The organism is Rhizobium sp. WSM409 (assembly GCF_057653825.1).
In genome coordinates this window covers 1,565,314-1,585,735 of record NZ_CM172794.1, presented here as the reverse complement: position 1 = coordinate 1,585,735, position 20,422 = coordinate 1,565,314, and the positions used below count along the sequence as shown (strand labels likewise).

Annotated in this window: 21 protein-coding genes, 1 tRNA gene and 2 pseudogenes; 12 read left to right on the top strand and 12 right to left on the bottom strand. The window is 60.4% G+C overall.

Annotated features, from left to right (window positions below):
• Nucleotide 1 precedes the first annotated feature (1 nt).
• Genes AC25BC_RS08000 through AC25BC_RS07990 form a run of 3 tightly spaced genes read left to right on the top strand, consistent with a single transcriptional unit; the run spans nucleotide 2 to nucleotide 2,193 of the window.
• Entirely contained in the window at nucleotides 2–739 is a 738-nt protein-coding gene (locus tag AC25BC_RS08000; protein ID WP_128439341.1) for an alanyl-tRNA editing protein, read from the top strand.
• A gap of 18 nt (nucleotides 740–757) precedes the next feature.
• Nucleotides 758–1,627, top strand: coding sequence for a 3-mercaptopyruvate sulfurtransferase (gene sseA, locus AC25BC_RS07995; RefSeq protein ID WP_012757174.1), 870 nt, complete (start codon nucleotides 758–760; stop codon nucleotides 1,625–1,627).
• A 5-nt stretch (nucleotides 1,628–1,632) separates the two neighbouring features.
• Nucleotides 1,633–2,193 (top strand): GNAT family N-acetyltransferase, encoded by a 561-nt coding sequence (locus AC25BC_RS07990; protein WP_012757173.1) that lies wholly within the window; start codon nucleotides 1,633–1,635, stop codon nucleotides 2,191–2,193.
• A gap of 31 nt (nucleotides 2,194–2,224) precedes the next feature.
• Here the strand turns inward: AC25BC_RS07990 and AC25BC_RS07985 are convergent, their stop codons facing one another.
• Together AC25BC_RS07985 and AC25BC_RS07980 are read right to left on the bottom strand one after the other, a co-directional pair.
• Nucleotides 2,225–2,392, bottom strand: coding sequence for a hypothetical protein (locus AC25BC_RS07985; RefSeq protein ID WP_003558735.1), 168 nt, complete (start codon nucleotides 2,390–2,392; stop codon nucleotides 2,225–2,227).
• 96 nt (nucleotides 2,393–2,488) lie between these two features.
• On the bottom strand, nucleotides 2,489–3,298 hold the full coding sequence (locus AC25BC_RS07980; RefSeq protein ID WP_017993717.1) for a class I SAM-dependent methyltransferase: 810 nt from the start codon (nucleotides 3,296–3,298) through the stop codon (nucleotides 2,489–2,491).
• A gap of 392 nt (nucleotides 3,299–3,690) precedes the next feature.
• Here AC25BC_RS07980 and AC25BC_RS07975 point away from each other — a divergent pair, with 392 nt between their 5' ends.
• Entirely contained in the window at nucleotides 3,691–4,194 is a 504-nt protein-coding gene (locus AC25BC_RS07975; protein WP_012757171.1) for a DUF1203 domain-containing protein, read from the top strand.
• A 16-nt stretch (nucleotides 4,195–4,210) separates the two neighbouring features.
• On the opposite strand, the gene ald is transcribed toward AC25BC_RS07975, so the two are convergent.
• Nucleotides 4,211–5,329, bottom strand: a complete 1,119-nt coding sequence (gene ald / locus AC25BC_RS07970) for an alanine dehydrogenase (RefSeq protein WP_128439391.1) — start codon at nucleotides 5,327–5,329, stop codon at nucleotides 4,211–4,213.
• Between the two features lie 156 nt (nucleotides 5,330–5,485).
• Here ald and AC25BC_RS07965 point away from each other — a divergent pair, with 156 nt between their 5' ends.
• The 4 genes and pseudogenes from AC25BC_RS07965 (at nucleotide 5,486) to AC25BC_RS07950 (ending at nucleotide 9,742) form a co-directional block, all read left to right on the top strand.
• On the top strand, nucleotides 5,486–5,947 hold the full coding sequence (locus AC25BC_RS07965) for an Lrp/AsnC family transcriptional regulator (RefSeq protein ID WP_017993715.1): 462 nt from the start codon (nucleotides 5,486–5,488) through the stop codon (nucleotides 5,945–5,947).
• A 179-nt stretch (nucleotides 5,948–6,126) separates the two neighbouring features.
• Nucleotides 6,127–7,010: pseudogene (locus tag AC25BC_RS07960) on the top strand (DMT family transporter).
• Between the two features lie 84 nt (nucleotides 7,011–7,094).
• Nucleotides 7,095–7,499, top strand: a complete 405-nt coding sequence (locus tag AC25BC_RS07955) for a PilZ domain-containing protein (RefSeq protein ID WP_012757168.1) — start codon at nucleotides 7,095–7,097, stop codon at nucleotides 7,497–7,499.
• A gap of 254 nt (nucleotides 7,500–7,753) precedes the next feature.
• The gene (locus tag AC25BC_RS07950; RefSeq protein WP_128439339.1) at nucleotides 7,754–9,742 is read left to right on the top strand and encodes a bifunctional 2',3'-cyclic-nucleotide 2'-phosphodiesterase/3'-nucleotidase; all 1,989 of its coding nucleotides are present in this window, start codon (nucleotides 7,754–7,756) and stop codon (nucleotides 9,740–9,742) included.
• A 42-nt stretch (nucleotides 9,743–9,784) separates the two neighbouring features.
• Here AC25BC_RS07950 and AC25BC_RS07945 read toward each other — a convergent pair whose 3' ends face one another.
• Entirely contained in the window at nucleotides 9,785–10,753 is a 969-nt protein-coding gene (locus AC25BC_RS07945) for a LysR family transcriptional regulator (RefSeq protein ID WP_012757165.1), read from the bottom strand.
• 139 nt (nucleotides 10,754–10,892) lie between these two features.
• Between AC25BC_RS07945 and AC25BC_RS07940 the strand changes: the two genes are divergently transcribed.
• On the top strand, nucleotides 10,893–11,507 hold the full coding sequence (locus AC25BC_RS07940) for an FMN-dependent NADH-azoreductase (protein WP_017993710.1): 615 nt from the start codon (nucleotides 10,893–10,895) through the stop codon (nucleotides 11,505–11,507).
• 47 nt (nucleotides 11,508–11,554) lie between these two features.
• On the opposite strand, the gene AC25BC_RS07935 is transcribed toward AC25BC_RS07940, so the two are convergent.
• Nucleotides 11,555–12,130: a TetR/AcrR family transcriptional regulator gene (locus AC25BC_RS07935; protein ID WP_113545399.1), complete on the bottom strand. Its 576-nt coding sequence runs from the start codon at nucleotides 12,128–12,130 to the stop codon at nucleotides 11,555–11,557.
• Nucleotides 12,131–12,237: 107 nt separating this feature from the next.
• On the opposite strand from AC25BC_RS07935, the gene AC25BC_RS07930 reads away from it, so the two are divergent.
• A complete protein-coding gene (locus AC25BC_RS07930; RefSeq protein WP_113545400.1) occupies nucleotides 12,238–13,014 on the top strand; it encodes an SDR family oxidoreductase in 777 nt (258 codons plus the stop codon).
• 58 nt (nucleotides 13,015–13,072) lie between these two features.
• Here AC25BC_RS07930 and AC25BC_RS07925 read toward each other — a convergent pair.
• From AC25BC_RS07925 to ilvA, 4 genes and pseudogenes are all read right to left on the bottom strand, one after another.
• Nucleotides 13,073–14,301 (bottom strand): annotated as a pseudogene (locus AC25BC_RS07925) (MFS transporter).
• A gap of 197 nt (nucleotides 14,302–14,498) precedes the next feature.
• Entirely contained in the window at nucleotides 14,499–15,770 is a 1,272-nt protein-coding gene (locus tag AC25BC_RS07920; protein ID WP_017993707.1) for a GGDEF domain-containing protein, read from the bottom strand.
• A 234-nt stretch (nucleotides 15,771–16,004) separates the two neighbouring features.
• Nucleotides 16,005–16,331: an HlyU family transcriptional regulator gene (locus AC25BC_RS07915; protein ID WP_003538786.1), complete on the bottom strand. Its 327-nt coding sequence runs from the start codon at nucleotides 16,329–16,331 to the stop codon at nucleotides 16,005–16,007.
• 37 nt (nucleotides 16,332–16,368) lie between these two features.
• On the bottom strand, nucleotides 16,369–17,619 hold the full coding sequence (gene ilvA, locus AC25BC_RS07910) for a threonine ammonia-lyase (RefSeq protein WP_128439338.1): 1,251 nt from the start codon (nucleotides 17,617–17,619) through the stop codon (nucleotides 16,369–16,371).
• 138 nt (nucleotides 17,620–17,757) lie between these two features.
• Here ilvA and AC25BC_RS07905 point away from each other — a divergent pair, with 138 nt between their 5' ends.
• Nucleotides 17,758–18,192, top strand: coding sequence for a VanZ family protein (locus AC25BC_RS07905; protein ID WP_206642389.1), 435 nt, complete (start codon nucleotides 17,758–17,760; stop codon nucleotides 18,190–18,192).
• 10 nt (nucleotides 18,193–18,202) lie between these two features.
• On the opposite strand, the gene AC25BC_RS07900 is transcribed toward AC25BC_RS07905, so the two are convergent.
• The 3 genes from AC25BC_RS07900 to wrbA all read right to left on the bottom strand — a co-directional run bounded on the left by AC25BC_RS07900 (nucleotide 18,203) and on the right by wrbA (nucleotide 19,359).
• Entirely contained in the window at nucleotides 18,203–18,334 is a 132-nt protein-coding gene (locus tag AC25BC_RS07900) for a hypothetical protein (RefSeq protein ID WP_017993704.1), read from the bottom strand.
• A gap of 133 nt (nucleotides 18,335–18,467) precedes the next feature.
• Nucleotides 18,468–18,552 (bottom strand) — tRNA-Leu (locus AC25BC_RS07895).
• Nucleotides 18,553–18,762: 210 nt separating this feature from the next.
• Nucleotides 18,763–19,359 carry an NAD(P)H:quinone oxidoreductase type IV gene (wrbA, locus tag AC25BC_RS07890; protein WP_017993703.1) on the bottom strand — a complete coding sequence of 199 codons (597 nt, stop codon included), beginning with the start codon at nucleotides 19,357–19,359 and terminating at the stop codon, nucleotides 18,763–18,765.
• Between the two features lie 284 nt (nucleotides 19,360–19,643).
• Between wrbA and AC25BC_RS07885 the strand changes: the two genes are divergently transcribed.
• Entirely contained in the window at nucleotides 19,644–20,420 is a 777-nt protein-coding gene (locus AC25BC_RS07885; RefSeq protein WP_128439337.1) for a competence/damage-inducible protein A, read from the top strand.
• Nucleotides 20,421–20,422: the final 2 nt, after the last annotated feature.

Genomic DNA, 20,422 nt, shown 5'->3' with positions numbered 1-20,422 from the left:
CATGTCCGTCAATGCCCTCTATCGTGACGACTTCTATCTCTCGACGTGCGATGCGGTCGTCACCGCCGTTCACGAAGACGGGGGCATCGAACTGGACCAGACCTGCTTCTATGCGACATCAGGTGGCCAGCCTGGTGACACCGGAGAGCTCGAACGCGCCGACGGCAGCAAGATCGCGCTCGGCCAGACGAAGCATGGTCCAAGCAAAGATGTCATCATCCATGTGCCGCTCGAAGGTGCGCCGCGGCCCGTGGTCGGCGAGACGCTGGTGCTGCATGTCGACTGGCCGCGCCGCTACAGGCTGATGCGCATGCACACGGCCTGCCACCTGCTTTCCGTCGTCTGCTCCTATCCGATCACCGGGGCTGCCGTCGGCGAAGAGGAAAGCCGCGTCGATTTCGACATGATCGAGACGATCGACAAGGACGCGGTGACGGTCAAGCTGATGCAATTGGTCGAGCAGAATCATCCGGTCACTCTGCAATGGATCACCGACGAGGAGCTTGTGACCAATCCCGATATCGTCAAATCGAAGAACGTGCGCCCACCGATGGGGCTCGGGCGCGTCAGCCTCGTCTGCATCGGCGAGAACTCCTCGATTGACAGCCAACCCTGCGGCGGCACACATGTCTCCGAGACTCAGGAAGTCGGCCGGATCCATATCGCCAAAATCGAGAAGAAGGGCAAAGAGAACCGGCGCTTCCGCATCCGCTTCGGCACGCCCGGCGACGAAGCCTGACCATCAAGGGAGACCATCATGAGTGAGACCAAGAGCCGTTTCGTCGTTTCGGCCGACTGGCTGCAGTCCGAGCTCGGCAAAGCTGACCTTCGGGTGCTGGACGCCTCCTTCTATCTGCCGGCGCAGAAGCGCGATGCCGATGCCGAATATGCTGCCGGCCATATTCCCGGCGCCATCCGCTTCGATCAGGACAAGATCGCCGACCATTCGACATCGCTGCCGCACACGATCCCCTCGCCCGATTATTTCGCCGCCGAAGTCGGCCGGCTCGGCATCAGCGAGAATGATCGGATCGTCGTCTATGACGGTATCGGTCTGTTCGCCTCGCCCCGCGTCTGGTGGCTTTTCCGGGTGATGGGCGCGAAAAACGTCTTCGTGCTCGATGGCGGTCTCGACGGCTGGAAGGCCGAGGGCCGTCCGCTGGAAACCGCAGCACCCAATCCTGCGTCGGCGACCTTCACGCCCAATTTCGATGAAAGCCGCGTGGTGACGCTCGATAGGATGCGCGACATCGTCTCCAGCGGCGCGATGCAGATCGCCGATGCCCGCAGCGCCGGCCGCTTCGCAGCCGCCGAGCCCGAACCGCGCGCCGGCATGCGCTCCGGCCATATGCCCGGCGCCCGCAGCCTGCCCTCCGGTGTCTTCGCCAGTCAGGGCCGTTTCAAGTCGCTGCCCGAACTCAGGCAGACGATCGAGGATGCCGGCATTGATCTTTCAAAACCCGTCGTCACCTCCTGCGGCTCGGGAATCACCGCCGCGATCATCACGCTGGCGCTGGAATCGCTCGGCCATCACGACAACAAGCTTTATGATGGCTCGTGGAGCGAATGGGGCAGCCGTGACGATACACCCATCGTTACCGGTCCGCCGACGCCGGTCAAAGCCTGATCGCCATGGGAAAGGCACCCGCTTCGCTGAAAGCTCACATCACCCGGCTCGAAATGACGGCGCCGCCAAAGGCAAGCATGCCGGTGCCCGTCAATATCCAGACGGCGATCATGCGCGCTCCCGAGATCCCGCTGCCCTTCTACCGCTATCTCTACCGGCAGGTGGGTGCCCGCTGGCAATGGGTGGATCGGTTGCGCATGAGCGACGAGCAGCTTGCCGAGACGCTGAACGACAAGCGCAACAATATCAGCGTTCTCTACGTGAACGGCGCGCCCGCCGGCTTCTACGAATATTTCTGCGAAGACGAGGATATGATCGAGCTCAGCCATTTCGGCCTGATCGAACATGCGCTCGGTCTCGGCATCGGCAAGTGGTTCCTGCTGCAGGCGCTCTATGCCATCTGGTCGCTCAATCCGAAGCGGGTCACCACCACCACCAACAACCTCGACCATCCGCGCGCGCTGCAGCTCTACCAGATGTACGGCTTCTCCCCCGTCTCGACCGGCACCGGCATCGTCCGGCCGCTCAGCGACAAGGAGCTTCTGGAGATTGCGCGGAAAAGCTGACGGCTTCTTTCCCTGACGTAGCCAGAGGCAACTAACGCTGCGTCAGGCTGTTCGGGCGGCGTGGGTCGTTGCGGCGCTCGAAATCGAGCGTGCGGCCCGACTGCTCCTTCAGTTCCGCCACTTCCCGGCGCAGAGCCCTGAGCTCTTCCAGTATTTCCGCATTCTGTTGCGCCAGCAGCGCGAGATCGATGTCGGGCAAGGGCTTCTCCTTTTCGTCATGCAGTTTTGCGGAATTCGATAGCAAATGCCAGCAATGTCGGCTTGACCCAAAGCCGGCATTCACGCTGAGCGGAAATCACATAACGCACGAGGGACTGTCGCCGTACCGGCGGCCGCTGATCAGCCATGCGCGCGAATCGAATTGAATTCCGTGGGGTGTCTGGTGCGCCTCCAGCATGTCGAGCAGCCGCGCCCGTATTTCGGCTGTCGCGACGGAACGATCGAGGGCGTTCTTCACATTTTCAAATGTCTGAATCGTCGCCAATGCAGTCTCGGGATCTGGACCGTAGAACACAGGCTCGTTGATTTCACGAAACTCGATGGTAGCGAACCCTGCCGTTTCGAGCAGTCCAGACGTAACCGAGGGTTCGCTCAGCGAAAAGGCTTTGCTGGCCGCAACCGGACCGGTTGAATCCGGGTCAAGCGCCTCATGTATGGCGGTCGCCCACTCATTGCGGTCTCTGTCCTGCCAGACCATGAAAATGAAACGCCCACCCGGGCGTACGGCGTTGGCGATGTTGGCGAAAGCCACCGCCGGATCGGCGAAGAACATGACGCCAAATCGACTGATGCAAAGGTCGAATTCCCCTTTTGCGAAGTGGTAGTTCTGTGCATCCGCCACTTCGAACGTCGCATTGGGTAATCCCTCCTCGGCGCTGCGCCGGCGGGCAATCTCCAGCATCGTGACGGACAGGTCTATTCCGTGCGCTCGTCCTGCTTCAGCAGCGCGCGCGGCGTCACGTGTGGTTTGTCCGGCGCCGCAACCGATATCGAGAACACGATCAGACCGCCCGACCGCGGCGGCGACCCGAAAATGCGCGTTATGGAGAGCAAGCTCGGCATCATAGAAGTCCGCGAAGTTCAATGCTGCTTCTTCAGCCATCATCTGTCCCTCCAAACCGAAATTCGTGAGGCCGCCAGCCAGCGCACCCTCTCAAAACCGAACAGCGGCCCGACCCTGTGCCACCCGATCGTGTACCACGGTATGAAGACGCCAGACATACCCGGCGCAGCGACGAGAGACACGATCGAGCCGACGAGCAGCGAGAAGAAAGCTGGTCCATGACAGGCGTCGACCCGCTTGGGGGCGACCCGTGGTGACCCGCTTTTGGCGCACTCCCGCAGTGTCTGAGGTTACGCGCAGGGTGGAAGCGTGCGCTTTGAGGACGAAGCATATTCCGCGTTTCACTCGATCGCCCAATGCCTGCGGCGCGCAAGAATCGGGTGGCTTGCGCGCTCGTCGAGGTGCATTTCATGGCAATACAAAGGAGATCTATCGTGACCGCCATTCGTTTTGTTGCCATGCCGACGACCGACGCCGAACACCTCTGGAACGGCGGCCGCGACGCCTATGACAGGCTGCCCGAGACGATCGTTTCCGATGGTCCCGGTCATCCCTGCCGCCATTGCCTCGAAAATATCGATGCGGGCGAGGCGTTGCTGGTCTTCGCCTACCGGCCCTTCCCCGAACTGCAGCCCTATGCCGAAACCGGCCCGGTCTTCCTGCACAAGCAGCCTTGTGCACGCTATGCCGCCGAAGAGATCATGCCGCCGGTGCTGACGACGAGCCGCGACTTCATCGTCCGCGGCTATAGTGAAAACGACCGCATCGTCTACGGCACCGGCGCGGTGACCGCTATCGGCGATATTCCAGCCTATGGCGAAGAGCTGCTGGGACGATCTGGTATCGCCTATGTGCATGTGCGCTCAGCGCGCAACAACTGCTTCCAATGCCGGATCGACAAAGTAAAGGCGCCGGCCCTGGTGGAGGCCGGCGCCTGACCTTGAGTCAGCAAGCTTACGCTACGTTCAGTACGCTCTCCGGCGCAAAGGCTTCGTAGCCCAGCGCGTCGGCGACGGGCTTGCTGGTAAGGCGGCCCTTGTGCACGTTGAGGCCGTTCCTCAGGTGCTTGTCTTCGGCAATAGCGCGCAGGCCGCGATCGGCAAGCGCCAGGCCATGAACCAATGTGGCATTGTTCAGCGCGTGCGCCGAGGTGACCGGCACGGCGCCCGGCATGTTGGCGACGCAATAATGCACGACGCCGTCGACTTCATAGGTCGGATCGGAATGGGTCGTCGCATGCGAGGTCTCGAAGCAGCCGCCCTGGTCGATGGCGACGTCGACGATGACGGAGCCCTTCTTCATGCCGGAGAGCATCTCGCGGGTGACGAGCTTCGGAGCGGCAGCGCCGGGAATCAGCACGGCGCCGATAATGAGATCGGCCGAGAAGACTTCCTCCTCCAGCGCCTGGATGCTGGAATAACGGGTGTGGATGCGGCCGGCGAAGATATCGTCAAGCTGGCGCAAGCGCGGCAGCGACTTGTCGAGGATGCTGACATCGGCGCCGAGGCCGGCGGCCATCCTGGCGGCATGCAGGCCGACAACGCCGCCGCCGATGACCGCGACCTTGGCCGGCAGCACACCAGGTACGCCGCCGAGCAGGACGCCGAGGCCACCATTGGCCTTCTGCAGCGCGGTCGCCCCTGCCTGGATCGACAGGCGTCCGGCGACCTCCGACATCGGCGCCAGCAACGGCAGACCGCCGCGCTCGTCGGTCACCGTCTCATAGGCGATCGCGGTAACGCCGGAGGCGATGAGACCCTTGGTCTGTTCAGGATCCGGCGCCAGATGCAGATAGGTGTAGAGAAGCTGGCCGTCACGGAGCTGCGCCCATTCGGCGGGCTGCGGCTCCTTCACCTTGACGATCATATCGCACTTTTCGAAGATATCCTTGGCGGAGGCGGCGATCTTGGCGCCAGCCGCGGCATAGGCGGCATCATCAGCGCCGATACCGACGCCTGCCTTGGTCTCCACCCAGACATCGTGGCCGTGGGCAACATATTCTCGCACCGAAGCCGGCGTCAGACCGACGCGATATTCATGATTCTTGATTTCCTTCGGGCAACCGACACGCATGCGCGTTCCTCTCATTTTATCTCCGCGGCCGCGGATTTTTTCAGATGAGGAATCCAACCATCAAGACAGTGAAATGTCCTTGCAAAGACGATTTGCGAAGACGCGATTTTTCGGCGATTATTGCATTTATCCTATCTTTTTTCGAAGGTTCTTCGAATGGCCGATCTCGACACCATCGATCTTGCGATTCTCCGGGCATTGCAGGCCAATGCCCGCATGACCAATGCCGAGCTTGCCGAAAGGATCGGACTGTCGCCTTCGGCCTGTTCGCGCCGGCTCGACATCTTGGAAAGAAGCGGCGTCATCGGCGGCTACCACGCGCGGCTTTCACACAAGGCGCTCGACTACAAGATGATCGCCATCGTGCATATCTCGCTCTCCGGCCAGTTCGCCAAGACACTGGCGGAATTCGAGGCAGCGGTGAAGCTCTGCCCGAACGTGCTCGTCTGCTACCTGATGTCGGGCGAATACGATTACATCCTCAGGGTCGCCGCCCGTGATCTCGAGGACTATGAGCGCATCCACCGCGACTGGCTGTCGGCCCTTCCCCATGTCGTCAAGATCAATTCCAGCTTCGCTCTCAGAGAAATCATCGACAAGCCGAATGTCGGCCTTTGAGGCCTTGCATCTTTGCCGAAAGCCTGCCCAGACTTTCGGCGCGCGCGGGCGCTTCCCCACTACAGCGCTGCGCGTCTTTTCAGACGCGCAGAGGACGCTGTAACACTTTGGACTTCTGCATAATTTCACTCTTAAATCGGAATCGATTTAAGGGTGAAATTATGCAGTAATGGCAAGTCATGACATCGAAGACCCAAGGCTATATCTTCGTTCTGCTGGCGCTCACCATCTTTTCACTGCAGGACGCCATCTCGAAACATCTGGCGACGGCCTATCCGCCGATCTTCGTGACGATGATCCGCTATTGGGCCTTTGCGCTTTTCACGATCATCCTCGCGTCGAAGATGCGCGGCGGTATCAAGGCGACGGCCCGCACCAAACGCCCCTTCCTGCAGGTGACGCGCGGCGTTCTGCTTGCAGTTCAGGTGGTTCTGGCCATCACCTGCTTTGCCGTGATCGGCCTTGCCCGTTCACAGGCGATCTTTTCCGCGACGCCGATCCTGATCGCGCTGCTGGCGATGCCGATCCTCGGCGAGCGGGTCGGGTGGCGGCGGTGGGCAGCGATCGGCGCCGGACTGTTCGGAGTGCTGCTGATCCTGAAGCCGGAAGGCGAATTTTTCGACCTTAAGCTGCTTCTCGCCGTCCTTTCCTGCTTCAACTTCGCCTTCTACGTTATCGCCACCCGCTTGGTCAGCCGCGACGATTCGTCGATGACCAGCTTCTTCTATACCGGCGTCGTCGGTGGCGTTACGATGACGCTCTGGTCGGACCGTTCTACTGGAGCTGGATGTCGCCGGGCGATTGGGGCTGGATGGCGCTCGTCTGCGTCACCAGCATTTCCAGCCATTATTTCCTGATCCGCGCCTATGATATTCTCGATGCCGCCGCCGTCCAGCCGCTGACCTATCTGTCACTTGTCTACGCCTCTGTCATCGGCATGGTGATCTACGATGAAACGCTCAGTCTCAATATGATCGCTGGCTCGATCATCGTGGTTGCCGCCGGGATCTTCACGGTCTGGCGCGAACATGTGGTGGGACGCAGGGCCGCTGCTGCCAATTGACGTTTCACTGCAATTTTAGCCAAGCCCCTAAAACCATTTCAATTTTCCGGCGCTATGCTCCCTGGCTATATCAAGGGAGACAGTATGACCCGCAACTTGAAAATCACGGCTCGAAAGGCCGACCGAAAAAACTGCCGCGTGTTCGGCCATGTCAAATATCTGAACAGCCAGGTGGATGCCCGCATCCTCAACCTATCGCCAACTGGTGCCGCCCTGGAGATGAAGGGGCCGCTCCATGCCGCCTCCGGCAGCAAGGTGCGCATCGAGGCCGAAAACCTCGGGCTGCTCGAAGGCATCATCCGCTGGAAGCATAATGGCCGCGTCGGCATCCAGTTCGACGTGAATTCGAATGCGCGGGCGCAGATCTCCTCCTATTTCCGCTTTTTCCATAAGGAGATGCGGCCGGTGCTGGCGGTGCGTCCGCTGGTTAGAACCGCCGTCAACGTCGAGCGGACGCCTCACTTAACAACATCGGCACCAAACTCGTAAGGTGCCCGGCCTTTGCGCCGAAGGAGCGGCTGAGATCGCTCCAGCAACTGCGGTTGACACCGACGCCGAGGGTGACCGCGCCTTGCGTCTGTGGCAGCCTGGCGCTGAGGGACTGCACCATAAATTGCATTTCGGAGCGATGACGCTTTTCCGGCGGATTGTTTTGACGTCCTGTCATTTTCGCAGTGTACTCCTCGCCAAATCGTCCTAATTCTGACGGGCCGGACGATGCATGATCCTGAAGGAGAGTTTCCATGTCTTCCATTTTCGATGTTGGCGTAATGAGCCGCCGTTCCCTGCTCGGCGGCCTCGCCGCCACTTCCGCCCTGGTGCTGCTGCATCCTTTCAGCGCGCGCGCCAGCGCCAACCAGGCGCATCTGAGGCTGATGGAAACGACTGACATTCATGTCAATGTCTTCCCCTATGACTATTATGCCGACAAGCCGAACGACACGATGGGCCTGTCGCGCACCGGGACGATCATCGACGGCATCCGCGCCGAGGCCGTCAACTCACTGCTGATCGACAATGGCGACGTGCTGCAGGGCAATCCGATGGGTGATTACATGGCCTATCAGCACGGCATGAAGGACGGCGACGTCCATCCGGTGATCAAGGCGATGAACACGCTCGGCTATACTGTGGGCACGCTCGGCAATCACGAGTTCAACTACGGCCTCGACTTCATGTTCAAGGTACTATCAGGCGCAAACTTCCCCTTCGTCTGCGCCAACCTGACCAAGGGCCAGCTCGCCTCGGACCCGAAGCAGGACAATCTCTTCTTCAAGCCCTACATCATCGTCGAAAAGCAGATCAAGGACGGCGCCGGCAATGAGAGCCCCGTCAAGATCGGCTTCATCGGCTTCGTGCCGCCGCAGATCATGCTCTGGGACATCAAGAACCTCGAAGGCAAGGCGCAGACGCGCGACATCGTCGAGGCCGCCAGGGCCTGGCTTCCCGCCATGAAGGAAGCCGGCGCCGATATCGTCATCGCCCTCTCGCATTCCGGCATCGACGGCAGCGCGCCCTCCGAAAAGATGGAAAACGCCTCGCTGCATCTCGCCGCCGTCGATGGGATCGACGCGATCTTCACCGGCCACCAGCATCTCGTCTTCCCCGGCCCGAAGAGCTGGGACGGTGTGGCCAATGCCGACCCCGTCAAGGGCACGCTGCATGGCAAACCCGCCGTGATGGCTGGTTTCTGGGGCTCACATCTCGGCCTTATCGACCTGCTACTCGAGAAAGACGGCAATAGCTGGAAGATCGTCGATTTCACCTCGGAAGCACGGCCGATCTATCATCGCGACGACAAGAAGAAAGTGGTTGCCGACTACGCCGACAAGAAGGACGTGGTCGAGGCCGCCAAGGCCGAGCACGAGGCGACACTTGCCTATGTCCGGACCCCGGTCGGCAAGACGTCCGCACCGCTCTATTCGTACTTCGCGCTGGTCGCTGACGATCCCTCCGTGCAGGTCGTCAGCCAAGCCCAGACCTGGTACATCAAGCAGATGCTCGCCGACACCGCGTTCAAGGACCTGCCGGTGATTTCGGCGGCGGCCCCCTTCAAGGCCGGCGGCCGCGGCGGCGCCGATTACTATACCGATGTTCCGGCCGGCGATATCGCCATCAAGAACGTCGCCGACCTCTATCTCTACCCAAACACGGTGCAGGCTGTCGCCATCACCGGCGCCCAGGTGAAGAACTGGCTCGAAATGTCGGCCGGCATGTTCAATCACATTAAGGCTGGCTCGAAGGATACAGCACTGCTCAACAACGATTTTCCGTCCTACAATTTCGACGTGATCGACGGCGTCACCTACCAGATCGACCTGTCGCAGCCGCCGAAATATGATTCATCAGGCAAGCCGATCAATCCGGACTCCAACCGCATCCAGAACCTCGCCTTCAACGGCAAGCCGATCGATCCGGCCCAGAAGTTCGTCGTCGTCTCGAACAACTACCGCGCCGGTGGCGGCGGCAATTTCCCTGAGATCACCGCGGACAAGGTGATCTTCCAGGCGCCTGATACCAACCGCGACGTCATCGTCCGCTATATCCATGATCAGGGCACGATCAATCCGTCGGCCGACGCAAACTGGACCTTCAAGCCGCTTCCGGGCACGACCGCGACCTTTGAAAGCGGCCCGAAGGCAAAGCAGTTCCTCACCGAGGTCAAAAGCGTCAAGATCGAGGATGCCGGCGAAGGGGCCGACGGTTTCTCGAAGTTCAGGCTGGTTCTTTAGGCCGAAGAGGATGCCGGCGAAGGCGCGCCCGCCGCGCCTTCGTCATTCGGCCGCGAGCGGTGTCGCGGGTTCCTGGAGTTCCGCCATCTGAGCATGGAAATCGGCCTGGTTCGGGCAATGGGAAAGCCGCGTGCGGAACGCGTCGATCATCCAGGTGGCGGCAGGTCCGGGCGGGTTGGCGAGCTGGCGCACCGAATATATCGGATACTCCCCCTGTTCGTAGGCATCCAGATCGAGATGGACGAGCGTGCCGCTGACGAGATCGCCATGAATCACGGAAGCCGGAAGGCCGCCCCAGCCAAGGCCGGCCTTGATGAGCTGGTGCTTCGTCGCGATATCGCTGACACGCCATGTCTTGTAGGAGAGAACGTTGAAATCGCGCCCCTTCGTCCGGCCCGACGCATCGGTGACGACAAGCTGCACTTCCTCGCGGACGTCGCCAAGCGTCAGCGGCCGGCCGATCCCGGCAAGCGGATGGTTGCGCGCGGCAACCGGCAACATGAAGGAATGACCGATCCGCTCCGTGACGATCGAATCGTCCTGCTGGACGACCGCGCCACCAATCCCGATCGTCGCCTTGCCGCTGAGGACGAGATCCATGACCATTCCGAGCTCGCCGACATTGAGGCTCAACGAAACGGATGGAAACATCTCGCGGAATTCGTGGAGTACATCCACCAGGGCTCGTGAAGGCACCATGACACTGATGGCGACGGATACCTCCGCTTCGAGCCCTTCCCTCAGGCTCTTCACGCGCGCCCGCATGACTTGCAGGTCGCCCAGAATGCGCCGCGCATCCTCCAGCATCGCCTTGCCCGCCTCCGTCAGCTTCGGCTGGCGGGCGCCGGAGCGCTCGAAAAGCGGCACTTCAAGCTGTGCCTCCAGATTGCCGATCGTATAGCTGACGACCGACTGCGCACGGTTCAGCGCCCGCGAAGCGGCCGAGAAGCTGCCGGTCTCGGCAACGGTCAAAAACACCTGTAATTGGTCCAGAGTCGGGTTCGGCAGCATCTTCTATCCATTCCATCGATAGTTTCGATCGACATTATCACCGTTTTTTCGATAGCAGGCCAGATCTATTTTCCTCATCGAGACTGCGGCTCACCTCCCAGCAACGGGCCGTCAAATCCCATTCGAAAGGAAATGCACCATGTCGTCCATCCTTCTTCTGACGTCCAGCCCGCGTGCCGAATCGCTCTCGACGCCGATCGCCGTTGATCTCGCCGAAAAGCTGAAGAACCAGAATCCGGGCAGCGTCGTCGTCCGCCGCGACCTTGCCGCCACCCCGCTGCCGCATATCGATGACCTCTTCACCGGCGCGATCCGCAAGCCGGCCGAGGCCCGCACCGCTGAGGAAGCCGTGGCCGTCAAGACTTCCGACGAACTCGTCAACGAACTGCTCGCTGCCGATACGATCGTCATCAGCACCGGCCTCATCAACTTCAACATCTATTCGTCGCTGAAGACCTGGATCGACAATGTCGCCCGCGCCGGCCTGACCTTCAAGTACACGGAAAGCGGCCCGGTCGGCCTCGCAACCGGCAAGAAGGTTTATGTGGTACTCGCCTCGGGTGGCGTCTACTCGCAGGGACCGGCCGCCGCCTTGAACCATGCCGTGCCGTACCTGAAGTCGGTTCTCGGTTTCCTCGGCATCAGCGATATCGAGACCATCTATGTCGAAGGCCTGGCCTTCGGTCCGGAAGCTGCCGAAAAGGCGATCGACGCCGCCAAGTCGCGCGTCCAGGAAATCGCGCTGGCGGCCTGATCGGCTCTCAAATGCTGCATGGAACGGCCGGCCTTGCCGGCCGTTTTTCATTTGTCGATATCGGCGACAAAATCCCGGACCGTTGCCAGGATCTCGGCCGAGAGTTCTTCGTCGGACGAAATCCTGGCAAGGCCGACGCCGCCGGCCATCATCGCGAAGGCCATGATCGCCTTGCGCCGCCTTTCTCCTTCGTCCGCTCCCGCAGCCTTGCCCGCCAATGACGCGAAATTACGCCTGAGCCCGTCCGTCGCGATCCCCCGCGCCTTCTCACCGCTGCGTGATATATCGGAGGTCAGCGCGGCAAAAGGGCAGCCCTCACCCGGATTGTCGCGGTGATAGGCGCTCACATAACGATCGGCGACATCGGCGGCCGTCATCTCCGCCGGGTTCACCCCCTCGGCCTCCAGCTTGCGCCCCCATGAATCGAAAGCGGACTGGATCGCCTCGGCGACCAGATCGTCACGGGAGGCGAAATGCTTATAGAAGCCGCCGACGGTCAGCCCGGCTTCCTTCATCAGATCGGCGACGCCAATACCTTCGAGCCCCTCTTCGCGTAGTCGCTTCGACGCGATCTCGATAATCTTCTCGTGCGTCTTCTGTTTTTCCAGCTGCGAACGGCCCATCGGACATCTCCCCGGCACTGCCTATTGACTTATGTAGATTATTATCATAATCCTTATAGATAACGATCATAATCTATATCATTGTCAATTCCAAGAGGAGCAGAATCATGCGTCTAAGAAACAAGGTTGCCCTGATCACCGGCGGAAACAGCGGCATCGGTCTTGCGACCGCCAGGGTCTTCATCGACGAGGGTGCCAGGGTGGTGATCACCGGCCGCAACCCGGAAACGCTCGCTGCCGCCGAAAAGGCGCTGGGAGCCGGCGTGTTGGCGCTGAAGGTCGATGTCACCGATGCCGCCGCCACCGAGAAGGCCTTTGCGGAAGCCGCCGGAAAGGTCGGCAAGTTCGACATCGTCTTCGCCAATGCCGGCATCGGCGGCGCGACGCCGCTCGGCGAGACATCACTGGAGCAGTTCAACCAGATCATCAGCACCAATCTCACGGCGGTTTTCTTCACCGTGCAATCGGCCCTGCCGCACCTCAATGACGGCGCTTCGGTGATCCTCAACGGTTCCGTGCATGCCGTGCTCGGCGCTCCCGGCTGGACAGCCTATGCGGCGACCAAGGCGGCAGTCCGGGCCATGACGCGCAATATGGCATCCGAGCTCGCACCGCGCGGCATTCGCGTCAATCAGGTAACGCCCGGCGGCACGAAAACGCCGATCTGGTCGCCGATGGCCCAGACGGAAGACGCCATGTCGGCGCTCGAGGCGCGCATCGGCGGCATGAGCCCGCTCGGCCGCATGAGCGAAGCCGACGAAATCGCCAAGGCAGCGCTCTATCTGGCTTCGGATGATTCGGCCAATGTCACCGGCATCGAGATCACTGTCGACGGCGGCATGACGAGTGCCCCCTCCGGCGCCAAGATCTTCCGCGCTGCCTAAGTGAGCCGGGCTGGGCAGGTCAAACTTGCCCGGCCCCTTCGCCGGCCTCGGCCACCCGTCATAGAGTGCTTGTATTGTCTCCTACGGATGCTTTGTTTCGTTCTTGCGTTGCACGGTGGGCAACACGAAACAGGACGATTGCAAAATTCAGGACGGCAAGCAGGAGCACGACGTACAGCATGGTCTGCGCGCCGGAGGAAACGATCAGATTGCCGGCGATCAGTGGAAAGCCGAAGACGCCGATGGAATAGGCGAGCGAAAATAGCAGCAGCGATTGCGGCATAAGGCCGGCGGGAGCCTCATTGGCCGCCAGGCCGTTGATGACGGAATAAGTCAAGCCATAGCCCACTCCCAGCATCGCCGCGCCTCCCAGATAGGCAAACTGATTTGATGTCAGCATCAGGAACAGCACGATCGATGCCAGCGTCAGACTTGTCAGGACCACAAGCGAATAGAGTGGGTCTTTCTTGACCACATATCCCGCCACGAACAGCCTGCTCAGAATCGCGGCGGACATGAAGCCGATGAAGAACAGGGAGTAGTCGAACCCATGCGCTTTGGCGTAGGTGGTCTGAAAGCTGGACAACCCGCCGAAAATCGCGCCGCCGATGCCGACCATGATGATGGAATAGATGGCCCGCGAGCCGATCACCTCGCGTGCTGCGCCAAATGAGATCTTGTTAACATGGGGCAAAATCTTGCCGGCATTGGTCAGCCGGATATGGAGCAAAAAGTAAAGCGCACCGCCGGCGAGACTGGCAAGGAACGCAAATGCGAAGGCCGCCTCGATCGGCATCGACCAGCTGGTAGCAATGCGGCCAATGATCGGTCCGGCTCCGATGCCCGACATCATCGATCCCGAAAGCAGGGCAAAAAACCGGATCCGATGTTCGGGTTCGACGATCGCGGCGACCAGAATAGGGCCGAGCGCATAGAAGGTGCCCCAGCCGATGCCGAGGATGAAACCGACCACCATCAGGCTCAGCCCAGCTGAGGGAACCATGGCGAATCCCAGCGCTGACGCGGCAAGAAACAATCCCGAAACAGCCACCGCCCGCGCCGAGCCAATGGCATCCGCGATGTGGCCGGACAGGATCACGAGAATGACGGTGCTGACAGTCGCAGCCGAAATGATCAGGCCGGCCAGCGCCTCGTCGCCACCACGCTGGCCAACCAGCACCGGGATCAGAAAGGTCACGCCATAGGCAATCGAAAGAAGAAACCTCCGATGCACAAAACGGCAAACTCGCCGCCATCGACTTTCTGTGCTGCAACTGAATCACTCATGTCCACGCCCCTCGCAGGAAAGCTCATCCGGAATGCTGCGGCAATGGAGATCACGTTTGTGTTATGCTAACAAGCCGTTTTTATGGCGCTCATAACATGTTGAAAATACGTAAATATACGGGAATGTGTTGCTGTTTACGCAACATCCTAAACACCCGCGGCCGACCGCGCTGCGCTGATCGACGAGCCCACCAGGTCTAACTGAGTTTCACCACGCCGGAGCGGCCGACGACACAGTTGCGGCCGCTCTTCTTGGCCACATAGAGCCTGCCGTCGGCAGCCGTCAGCACGGCGGTGAAATCGACGCCGTCCTCGTCGGCAGTCGCAACACCGATGCTGACCGTGATCGGCCTGTCATCCGGCGTCTTGACGCTGGTTGCAATCGTCCAGCGCAGGCGCTCGGCAAGCAGCAGACCTTCCTCGTGGTCAGTGCCTGGACAGACGGCAACGAATTCCTCGCCGCCGAAGCGGAAGACGCGATCGCTCGAGCGCAACGTCGTGCCCAATCGGGCGGCGATCGCCTTCAGCACCTCGTCGCCCTGGAGATGGCCGTAGCCGTCATTGACATCCTTGAAGTGATCGGCGTCGAGAATAAGAACGGTGGCGTATAGCCCCTGCCTCAGCGCCTCACGCAGCATCAGCGGCGCTTCAACCTCCATGCGCGTCCGATCGTAAACGCCGGTGAGCATGTCGCGGCCGGTGCGCTCCAGAAGGTCGTTATAGCGCTCGCGGAACGTCAGGTCGCCGAACACGTCGCTGATGGAGCGTGCGGACCCGCCCGCACCGACACGGCGAATACGATACTCATAGAATGCGAACATCGCCGCGTAGAGGCAGACGGCAAGCATTTTTGCCTTCCATCCGCCCCAGAATGCGGCGATCGGCACATCCAGGAAGTAATGCAGCGCGGCGAAGAAGCCGATCTGGTCGAAGGTCAGCAGCGCGAACCCCGAAATCAGGAAACGCAGGACGACCCGGCGGCGGAAGAAATCGCCGAGTTTTTCGTAAAGCAGGATGATGCCGAGCGAATCGACATAGAGCAGCGCCGTGCCCCAGACCATCAGCCAGCCCATCTCCTTGAGGAAATCGACGTCGGGTGTGAGGTTGGTCGATATCTGCAGCGGCTGATGCAGTTGCAGCACCCAGGCAATACCGACGGTGAGCAGGTTGCCGAGGAAGAGACCGTAGATCGGCTGGCGCACCGTCGCGGCATCCTCCTGCAGGTAAAGCATCAGGATCATCATCAGCTTGCCGGAGAAGAAGACGGATGAGCCCGGCGACACATCCCCGAACGGCAGCGAAACATAAAACACCGCCGCCAGATAGGTCTCCATGAAATGCATGACGCCGAGCGCCGTCAGGAAAACCCCGAGACCGAGCCGGTGACGGAAATGCAGAAGCGTCACCATCAGCACGAAATAGGCGATGGCTTCGACGACGAAGAGAAGGAGGTTGAGTGTCTCCATCATGAGACCTCGGCTCCGGACGTTCGGCCTCCTGCTGGCGCGGTGATCGCGACAGAGAATCCTTTGGTCAATCGTCCGAAACAGTCAAACACGGGGGTGTCCTGCAAATCCTGCAGGCGATACCTTTCACCGCAATCCTTTAAGATTGCGTGAGTGAGAACGCGCTCGCTGGAGAGCACCCCGGTCACACAGGAATAGTTACAGCCGGTATCAAGGACCCATCCCCGGATCCCGATTTCAGACCTGACGAAGCTTCTCGCCGTCGCCAAAGAGCGACGAACCATGCTGATCGATGATCTGCTGCGCCTTGCGCACCGTGCATTCGAGCGCGTCATCGGAGGAGGAAAACAGATCGGCGCGGATGAAATTGCGCACCAGTACCTCGTCGCCGACCTTCTTTTCGATGCGGCCGGCAAGGCGATACTGGCCGCCTTCCTTGCGCGGCTCGGCATAGATCGTGCAATCGCCGTAAAGCTGCGGCTCGCCGGAAGGGCCTGCTGCCTCCGAAGCCGGTTTGCCGCCGCCGGAGAACATCGAAAAGATATTTGAAATGAACGAAGCCATGCTCCGCCTTTAGCACGACGATATCGCTGTCGCCAAGTCAAATGATCAGGTTGGCGAGGATCTCGTTTTCGGTGATATCCTCGTAACCCATGCCGGCTGCTTCGAAATTTCCGATCAGCCGGGCGAAATTCTCTGGCGCCTTGGTTTCGATTCCGATCAGGATGGAGCCGAAGTTGCGCGCCGATTTCTTCAGATATTCGAAGCGGGCGATATCGTCGTCGGGGCCGAGCAGATTGAGGAAATCCCGCAGCGCGCCGGGGCGCTGGGCGAGGCGCAGGATGAAATATTTCTTCAGCCCTGCGTAACGCATGGCTCTTTCCTTTACGTCAGGCAGGCGCTCGAAATCGAAATTGCCGCCGGAGACGACAGCAACGATGGTCTTGCCGCGGATCGCTTGGCCGTCCATCGCGGCGATCGCCGTCAGCGACAGGGCGCCGGCCGGCTCCAGCACGACGCCTTCGACATTCAGCATTTCCTGAATGGTGACGCAGATGGCGTTCTCCGGCATCAGTTGCACTTGGCTTGGCGGGAAATCGCGAAGAGCGGCGAAGTTCAGGTCGCCAATCCGCCCCACCGCCGCGCCGTCGACGAAATTGTCGACCTTGGCAAGTGTCACTACCGCGCCCGCCTCAATGCTGCGCTTAAGGCTCGGCGCGCCGGCTGGTTCGGTGAAGACAAAAGCCGATTTTGGCACGGTGCCGTCGAGATAGCCGGTGATGCCGGCAGCAAGTCCGCCGCCGCCGACCGGCAGGACGACCATGTCTGGCACCGTTCCTTCCGGCAGCTGCTGCATGATTTCGGCGGCCACCGTCGCCTGGCCTTCGATGATGTCGGCATGGTCGAAAGGCGGCACCATGACACCGCCGACCGCCTCTACGTGTTCGCGCGCGGCCTGGTAGCACTGGTCGAAGAAGTCGCCGAACAGCCGGATGGTGATGAATTCGGCGCCGAACATACGCGTTTTGTCGATCTTCTGCTGCGGTGTCGTCACCGGCATGAAGACGACGCCCGGTACGCCGAAATGGCGGCAGACGAAGGCAAAGCCCTGAGCGTGATTGCCGGCCGAGGCGCAGACGAAGGTCTTGCCGGCCGCACCCTGCCCGATCGCCTTGCGGAAGAAATTGAAGGCGCCGCGGATTTTGTAGGAGCGCACCGGCGACAGATCCTCGCGCTTCAGCCAGATATCGGCACCGTAGCGGGCCGACAGATGATCGTTGAGCTGCAGCGGCGTTGCCGGAAACAGGCTGCGCATTGCCTCTTCGGCGCTTTCGACATCAAGTCTCGTCACGGGCGTGGTCCATTCTCATGAGTAACCGCTGCCGCTATGGCATAGCCGGACCGGCAAAAGAAAGCCCGTTTCGGTCATTTCCGGTTCTCTCCCGGACCGGTTCGCTCCGAGGAAGGCTTTCTTAAGCCAATCGCGAAATTGGCGGCACATGAACTGATTTTAACTGTCAATGAAAAGGGCGGCCACTTATATGAAGCTATGATGATCTTCAAATTCGCAAAACCGCTCGCCTGGCTGCTGCTCGCCTTCATCATCTTCGCTACGGTTTCCCCGATCGGAGAGAGGCCGGACACGGTCACCACGGTCGATGTCGACCGTGCGGCCGCCTATCTTCTCGTCGGCTTGGCCTTTGCGCTCGGTTATCCCAAACAGTGGAAGATGGTGGCGGTGCTGCTGATCGTCGGCGCATTCGCCATCGAATATCTGCAATATCTCGCGCCTACCCGCCATCCGCGCCTGCATGACGCGAGCATCAAGGCGATGGGCGCAGCCCTCGGGCTGCTGGCTGGCTGGGTGATCAACAGGTGGCGCGAGACCAAAGCGCCAAACGCGCTTCCTTTCGCAGAACGCTGATTATCTCGAGTTAGAAATCGCTCAACTGCACTGCCCAGAAGAACAGTGGTATCGCAGCTATCGCAGTTCCGAGAACAAGTGCGACGCTGGTCTTGAAGATCCGGATGCGCCGAACCCTGGTCCCATTCCAATCGTAAACCATCGTCTTACTCCCACAAGACAATACTTACTCAACCGCCTTACTGTCGCGGCGCAATCCTTGCATCGAAAATGTCATTGTCAAGCAAAAACACGCTTTTACGCGCAGATACGGGCAGATTCAAAGTGGATAGTTGTGGTGCGGGCGACGGGGGTCGAACCCGTACAGCCAAGGCCGAGGGATTTTAAGTCCCTTGCGTCTACCAGTTTCGCCACGCCCGCTTGCGGCATTTTCAATATCTTGCGTCATGGGCGATGGGAAGAGCCGGGAGGCGTAAAAATCGCGCCTGTTTTGGCCGGCAGCACCGACGAATGATCGGCCAAGCATTTCCGCTCGAAAGCCGCCACTGATCAAGGGCCGCCAGTCTGTGGACAAAAAGAGGCGCGGCGAGTTCCACGCCCGCCGCGCCTTCATTATTCCAGCATCAAAGATCAGGCGAGCTTGGCAGCAAGCTTGGCGATGTGGGCGCCCTGGTATTTCGCGCCTTCCAGCTCGATCTCGGAAGGCTGGCGCGAGCCGTCGCCGTTGGTGATGGTGGAGGCGCCGTAAGGCGAGCCGCCCTTGACTTCCTCTGTGCCCATCTGGCCCTGGAAGGCATAAGGCAGACCGGCAACGACCATGCCCTGGTGCAGGAAGGTGGGGATGAAGCCGAGGATGGTCGATTCTTGGCCGCCGTGCTGGGTTGCCGAAGAGGTGAAGACCGAACCGAGCTTGCCGACAAGCTTGCCGGCGAACCAGAGGCCGCCCGTCTGATCCCAGAAATTGCGCATCTGCGAGGCGACCGTACCGAATCGGGTGCCGGCGCCGACGATGATGGCGTCATAGTCCGCCAGTTCATCGACGGTGGCGATCGGAGCGGCCTGGTCGACCTTGTAATAGGAAGCCTTGGCGACGTCTTCCGGAACCAGTTCCGGTACGCGCTTGACGGTGACCTCGGCACCGGCCGATTTCGCGCCTTCGGCGACGGCATAGGCCATGGTTTCGATATGGCCGTAAGCCGAATAATAAAGAACGAGAACCTTCGCCATCTTCTATCTTCCTTGAAACATCGTTGAATTTCGTGCCCGACGTGACTTCTATCAGCGCGCCTGGTTGAACAAAGCCCCGCCCTCAAGAACTCAGTGTTCAACACCCGGAGACGAAAATTCGCTTGCGGTTTTCATTTCGGCAAAAATGACGCATCGCCCGAATTTAAAAGTTAGAGCATCATGTCGTCCGAACCCGCCTGCACTTTTCGGCATCATGCTCTTGGTGTTTGCAAAGCGACCGAACGGCGCTACCTATTCCCCAGCCTCACATCACGGAACATCCTATGAGCCAAGACATCGTCGTCACCGCCGCCATGCTCGCCATCGGCGACGAACTTCTCTCCGGCCGCACCAAGGATAAAAATATTGGCCATCTCGCCGATTTGCTGACGCTTTCCGGCATCGATCTCAAGGAAGTGCGCATCGTCGCCGACGACGAGGACGCGATCGTCGAGGCGCTGAACGCGCTTCGCGGCAAATATGATTATGTCTTCACCTCGGGCGGTATCGGGCCGACGCATGACGACATCACCGCCGACGCCATCTCCAAGGCTTTCGGCGTGCCCTGCGAATATGACGAGACGGCGATGACGCTGCTTGCCGAGATGTATCGGCGCCGTGAAATGGAATTCACCGAGGCGCGCCAGCGCATGGCGCGCATGCCGCGCGGGGCTGCCCATATTCCCAATCCGGTCTCGACCGCGCCCGGCTTCATCATCGGCAACGTCTACGTCATGGCCGGTGTGCCGCAGGTCTTCCAGGCGATGGTCGACAATGTGCTGCCGACGCTTCGAACCGGCACGCCGGTGCTCTCGCTCGCCATCGCCTGCCCTTACGGCGAAGGTGAGATCGGTACGCCCTTGACCGCGATCCAGAAGGCACATCCGGAAACCAGCATCGGCTCCTACCCGCGTTATATCGGCCAGAAATTCTCGACCGAGATCGTCGTACGCGGCCGCTCCCAGGCGGTTATCGATGCAGCCGGCACCGAGGTGCGGGCGATGATCGACGCTATCCGCCAAAGAAAGGACATTGCCGAAAACCATTCCGCCGAGGCTTGAGG

Coding starts and splice junctions, on each gene's coding strand:
- AC25BC_RS08000 (WP_128439341.1), top strand. CDS start 2: ATGTCCGTCAATGCCCTCTATCGTGACGACTTCTATCTCTCGACGTGC.
- AC25BC_RS07980 (WP_017993717.1), bottom strand. CDS start 3,298: ATGATGGCTGAAGAAGCAGCATTGAACTTCGCGGACTTCTATGATGCC.
- ald (WP_128439391.1), bottom strand. CDS start 5,329: ATGCGTGTCGGTTGCCCGAAGGAAATCAAGAATCATGAATATCGCGTC.
- AC25BC_RS07920 (WP_017993707.1), bottom strand. CDS start 15,770: ATGATGGAGACACTCAACCTCCTTCTCTTCGTCGTCGAAGCCATCGCC.
- AC25BC_RS07930 (WP_113545400.1), top strand. CDS start 12,238: ATGCGTCTAAGAAACAAGGTTGCCCTGATCACCGGCGGAAACAGCGGC.
- wrbA (WP_017993703.1), bottom strand. CDS start 19,359: ATGGCGAAGGTTCTCGTTCTTTATTATTCGGCTTACGGCCATATCGAA.
- AC25BC_RS07885 (WP_128439337.1), top strand. CDS start 19,644: ATGAGCCAAGACATCGTCGTCACCGCCGCCATGCTCGCCATCGGCGAC.
- AC25BC_RS07915 (WP_003538786.1), bottom strand. CDS start 16,331: ATGGCTTCGTTCATTTCAAATATCTTTTCGATGTTCTCCGGCGGCGGC.
- AC25BC_RS07945 (WP_012757165.1), bottom strand. CDS start 10,753: ATGCTGCCGAACCCGACTCTGGACCAATTACAGGTGTTTTTGACCGTT.
- AC25BC_RS07965 (WP_017993715.1), top strand. CDS start 5,486: ATGGCCGATCTCGACACCATCGATCTTGCGATTCTCCGGGCATTGCAG.
- AC25BC_RS07935 (WP_113545399.1), bottom strand. CDS start 12,130: ATGGGCCGTTCGCAGCTGGAAAAACAGAAGACGCACGAGAAGATTATC.
- AC25BC_RS07950 (WP_128439339.1), top strand. CDS start 7,754: ATGTCTTCCATTTTCGATGTTGGCGTAATGAGCCGCCGTTCCCTGCTC.
- AC25BC_RS07900 (WP_017993704.1), bottom strand. CDS start 18,334: ATGGTTTACGATTGGAATGGGACCAGGGTTCGGCGCATCCGGATCTTC.
- sseA (WP_012757174.1), top strand. CDS start 758: ATGAGTGAGACCAAGAGCCGTTTCGTCGTTTCGGCCGACTGGCTGCAG.
- AC25BC_RS07955 (WP_012757168.1), top strand. CDS start 7,095: ATGACCCGCAACTTGAAAATCACGGCTCGAAAGGCCGACCGAAAAAAC.
- AC25BC_RS07990 (WP_012757173.1), top strand. CDS start 1,633: ATGGGAAAGGCACCCGCTTCGCTGAAAGCTCACATCACCCGGCTCGAA.
- AC25BC_RS07940 (WP_017993710.1), top strand. CDS start 10,893: ATGTCGTCCATCCTTCTTCTGACGTCCAGCCCGCGTGCCGAATCGCTC.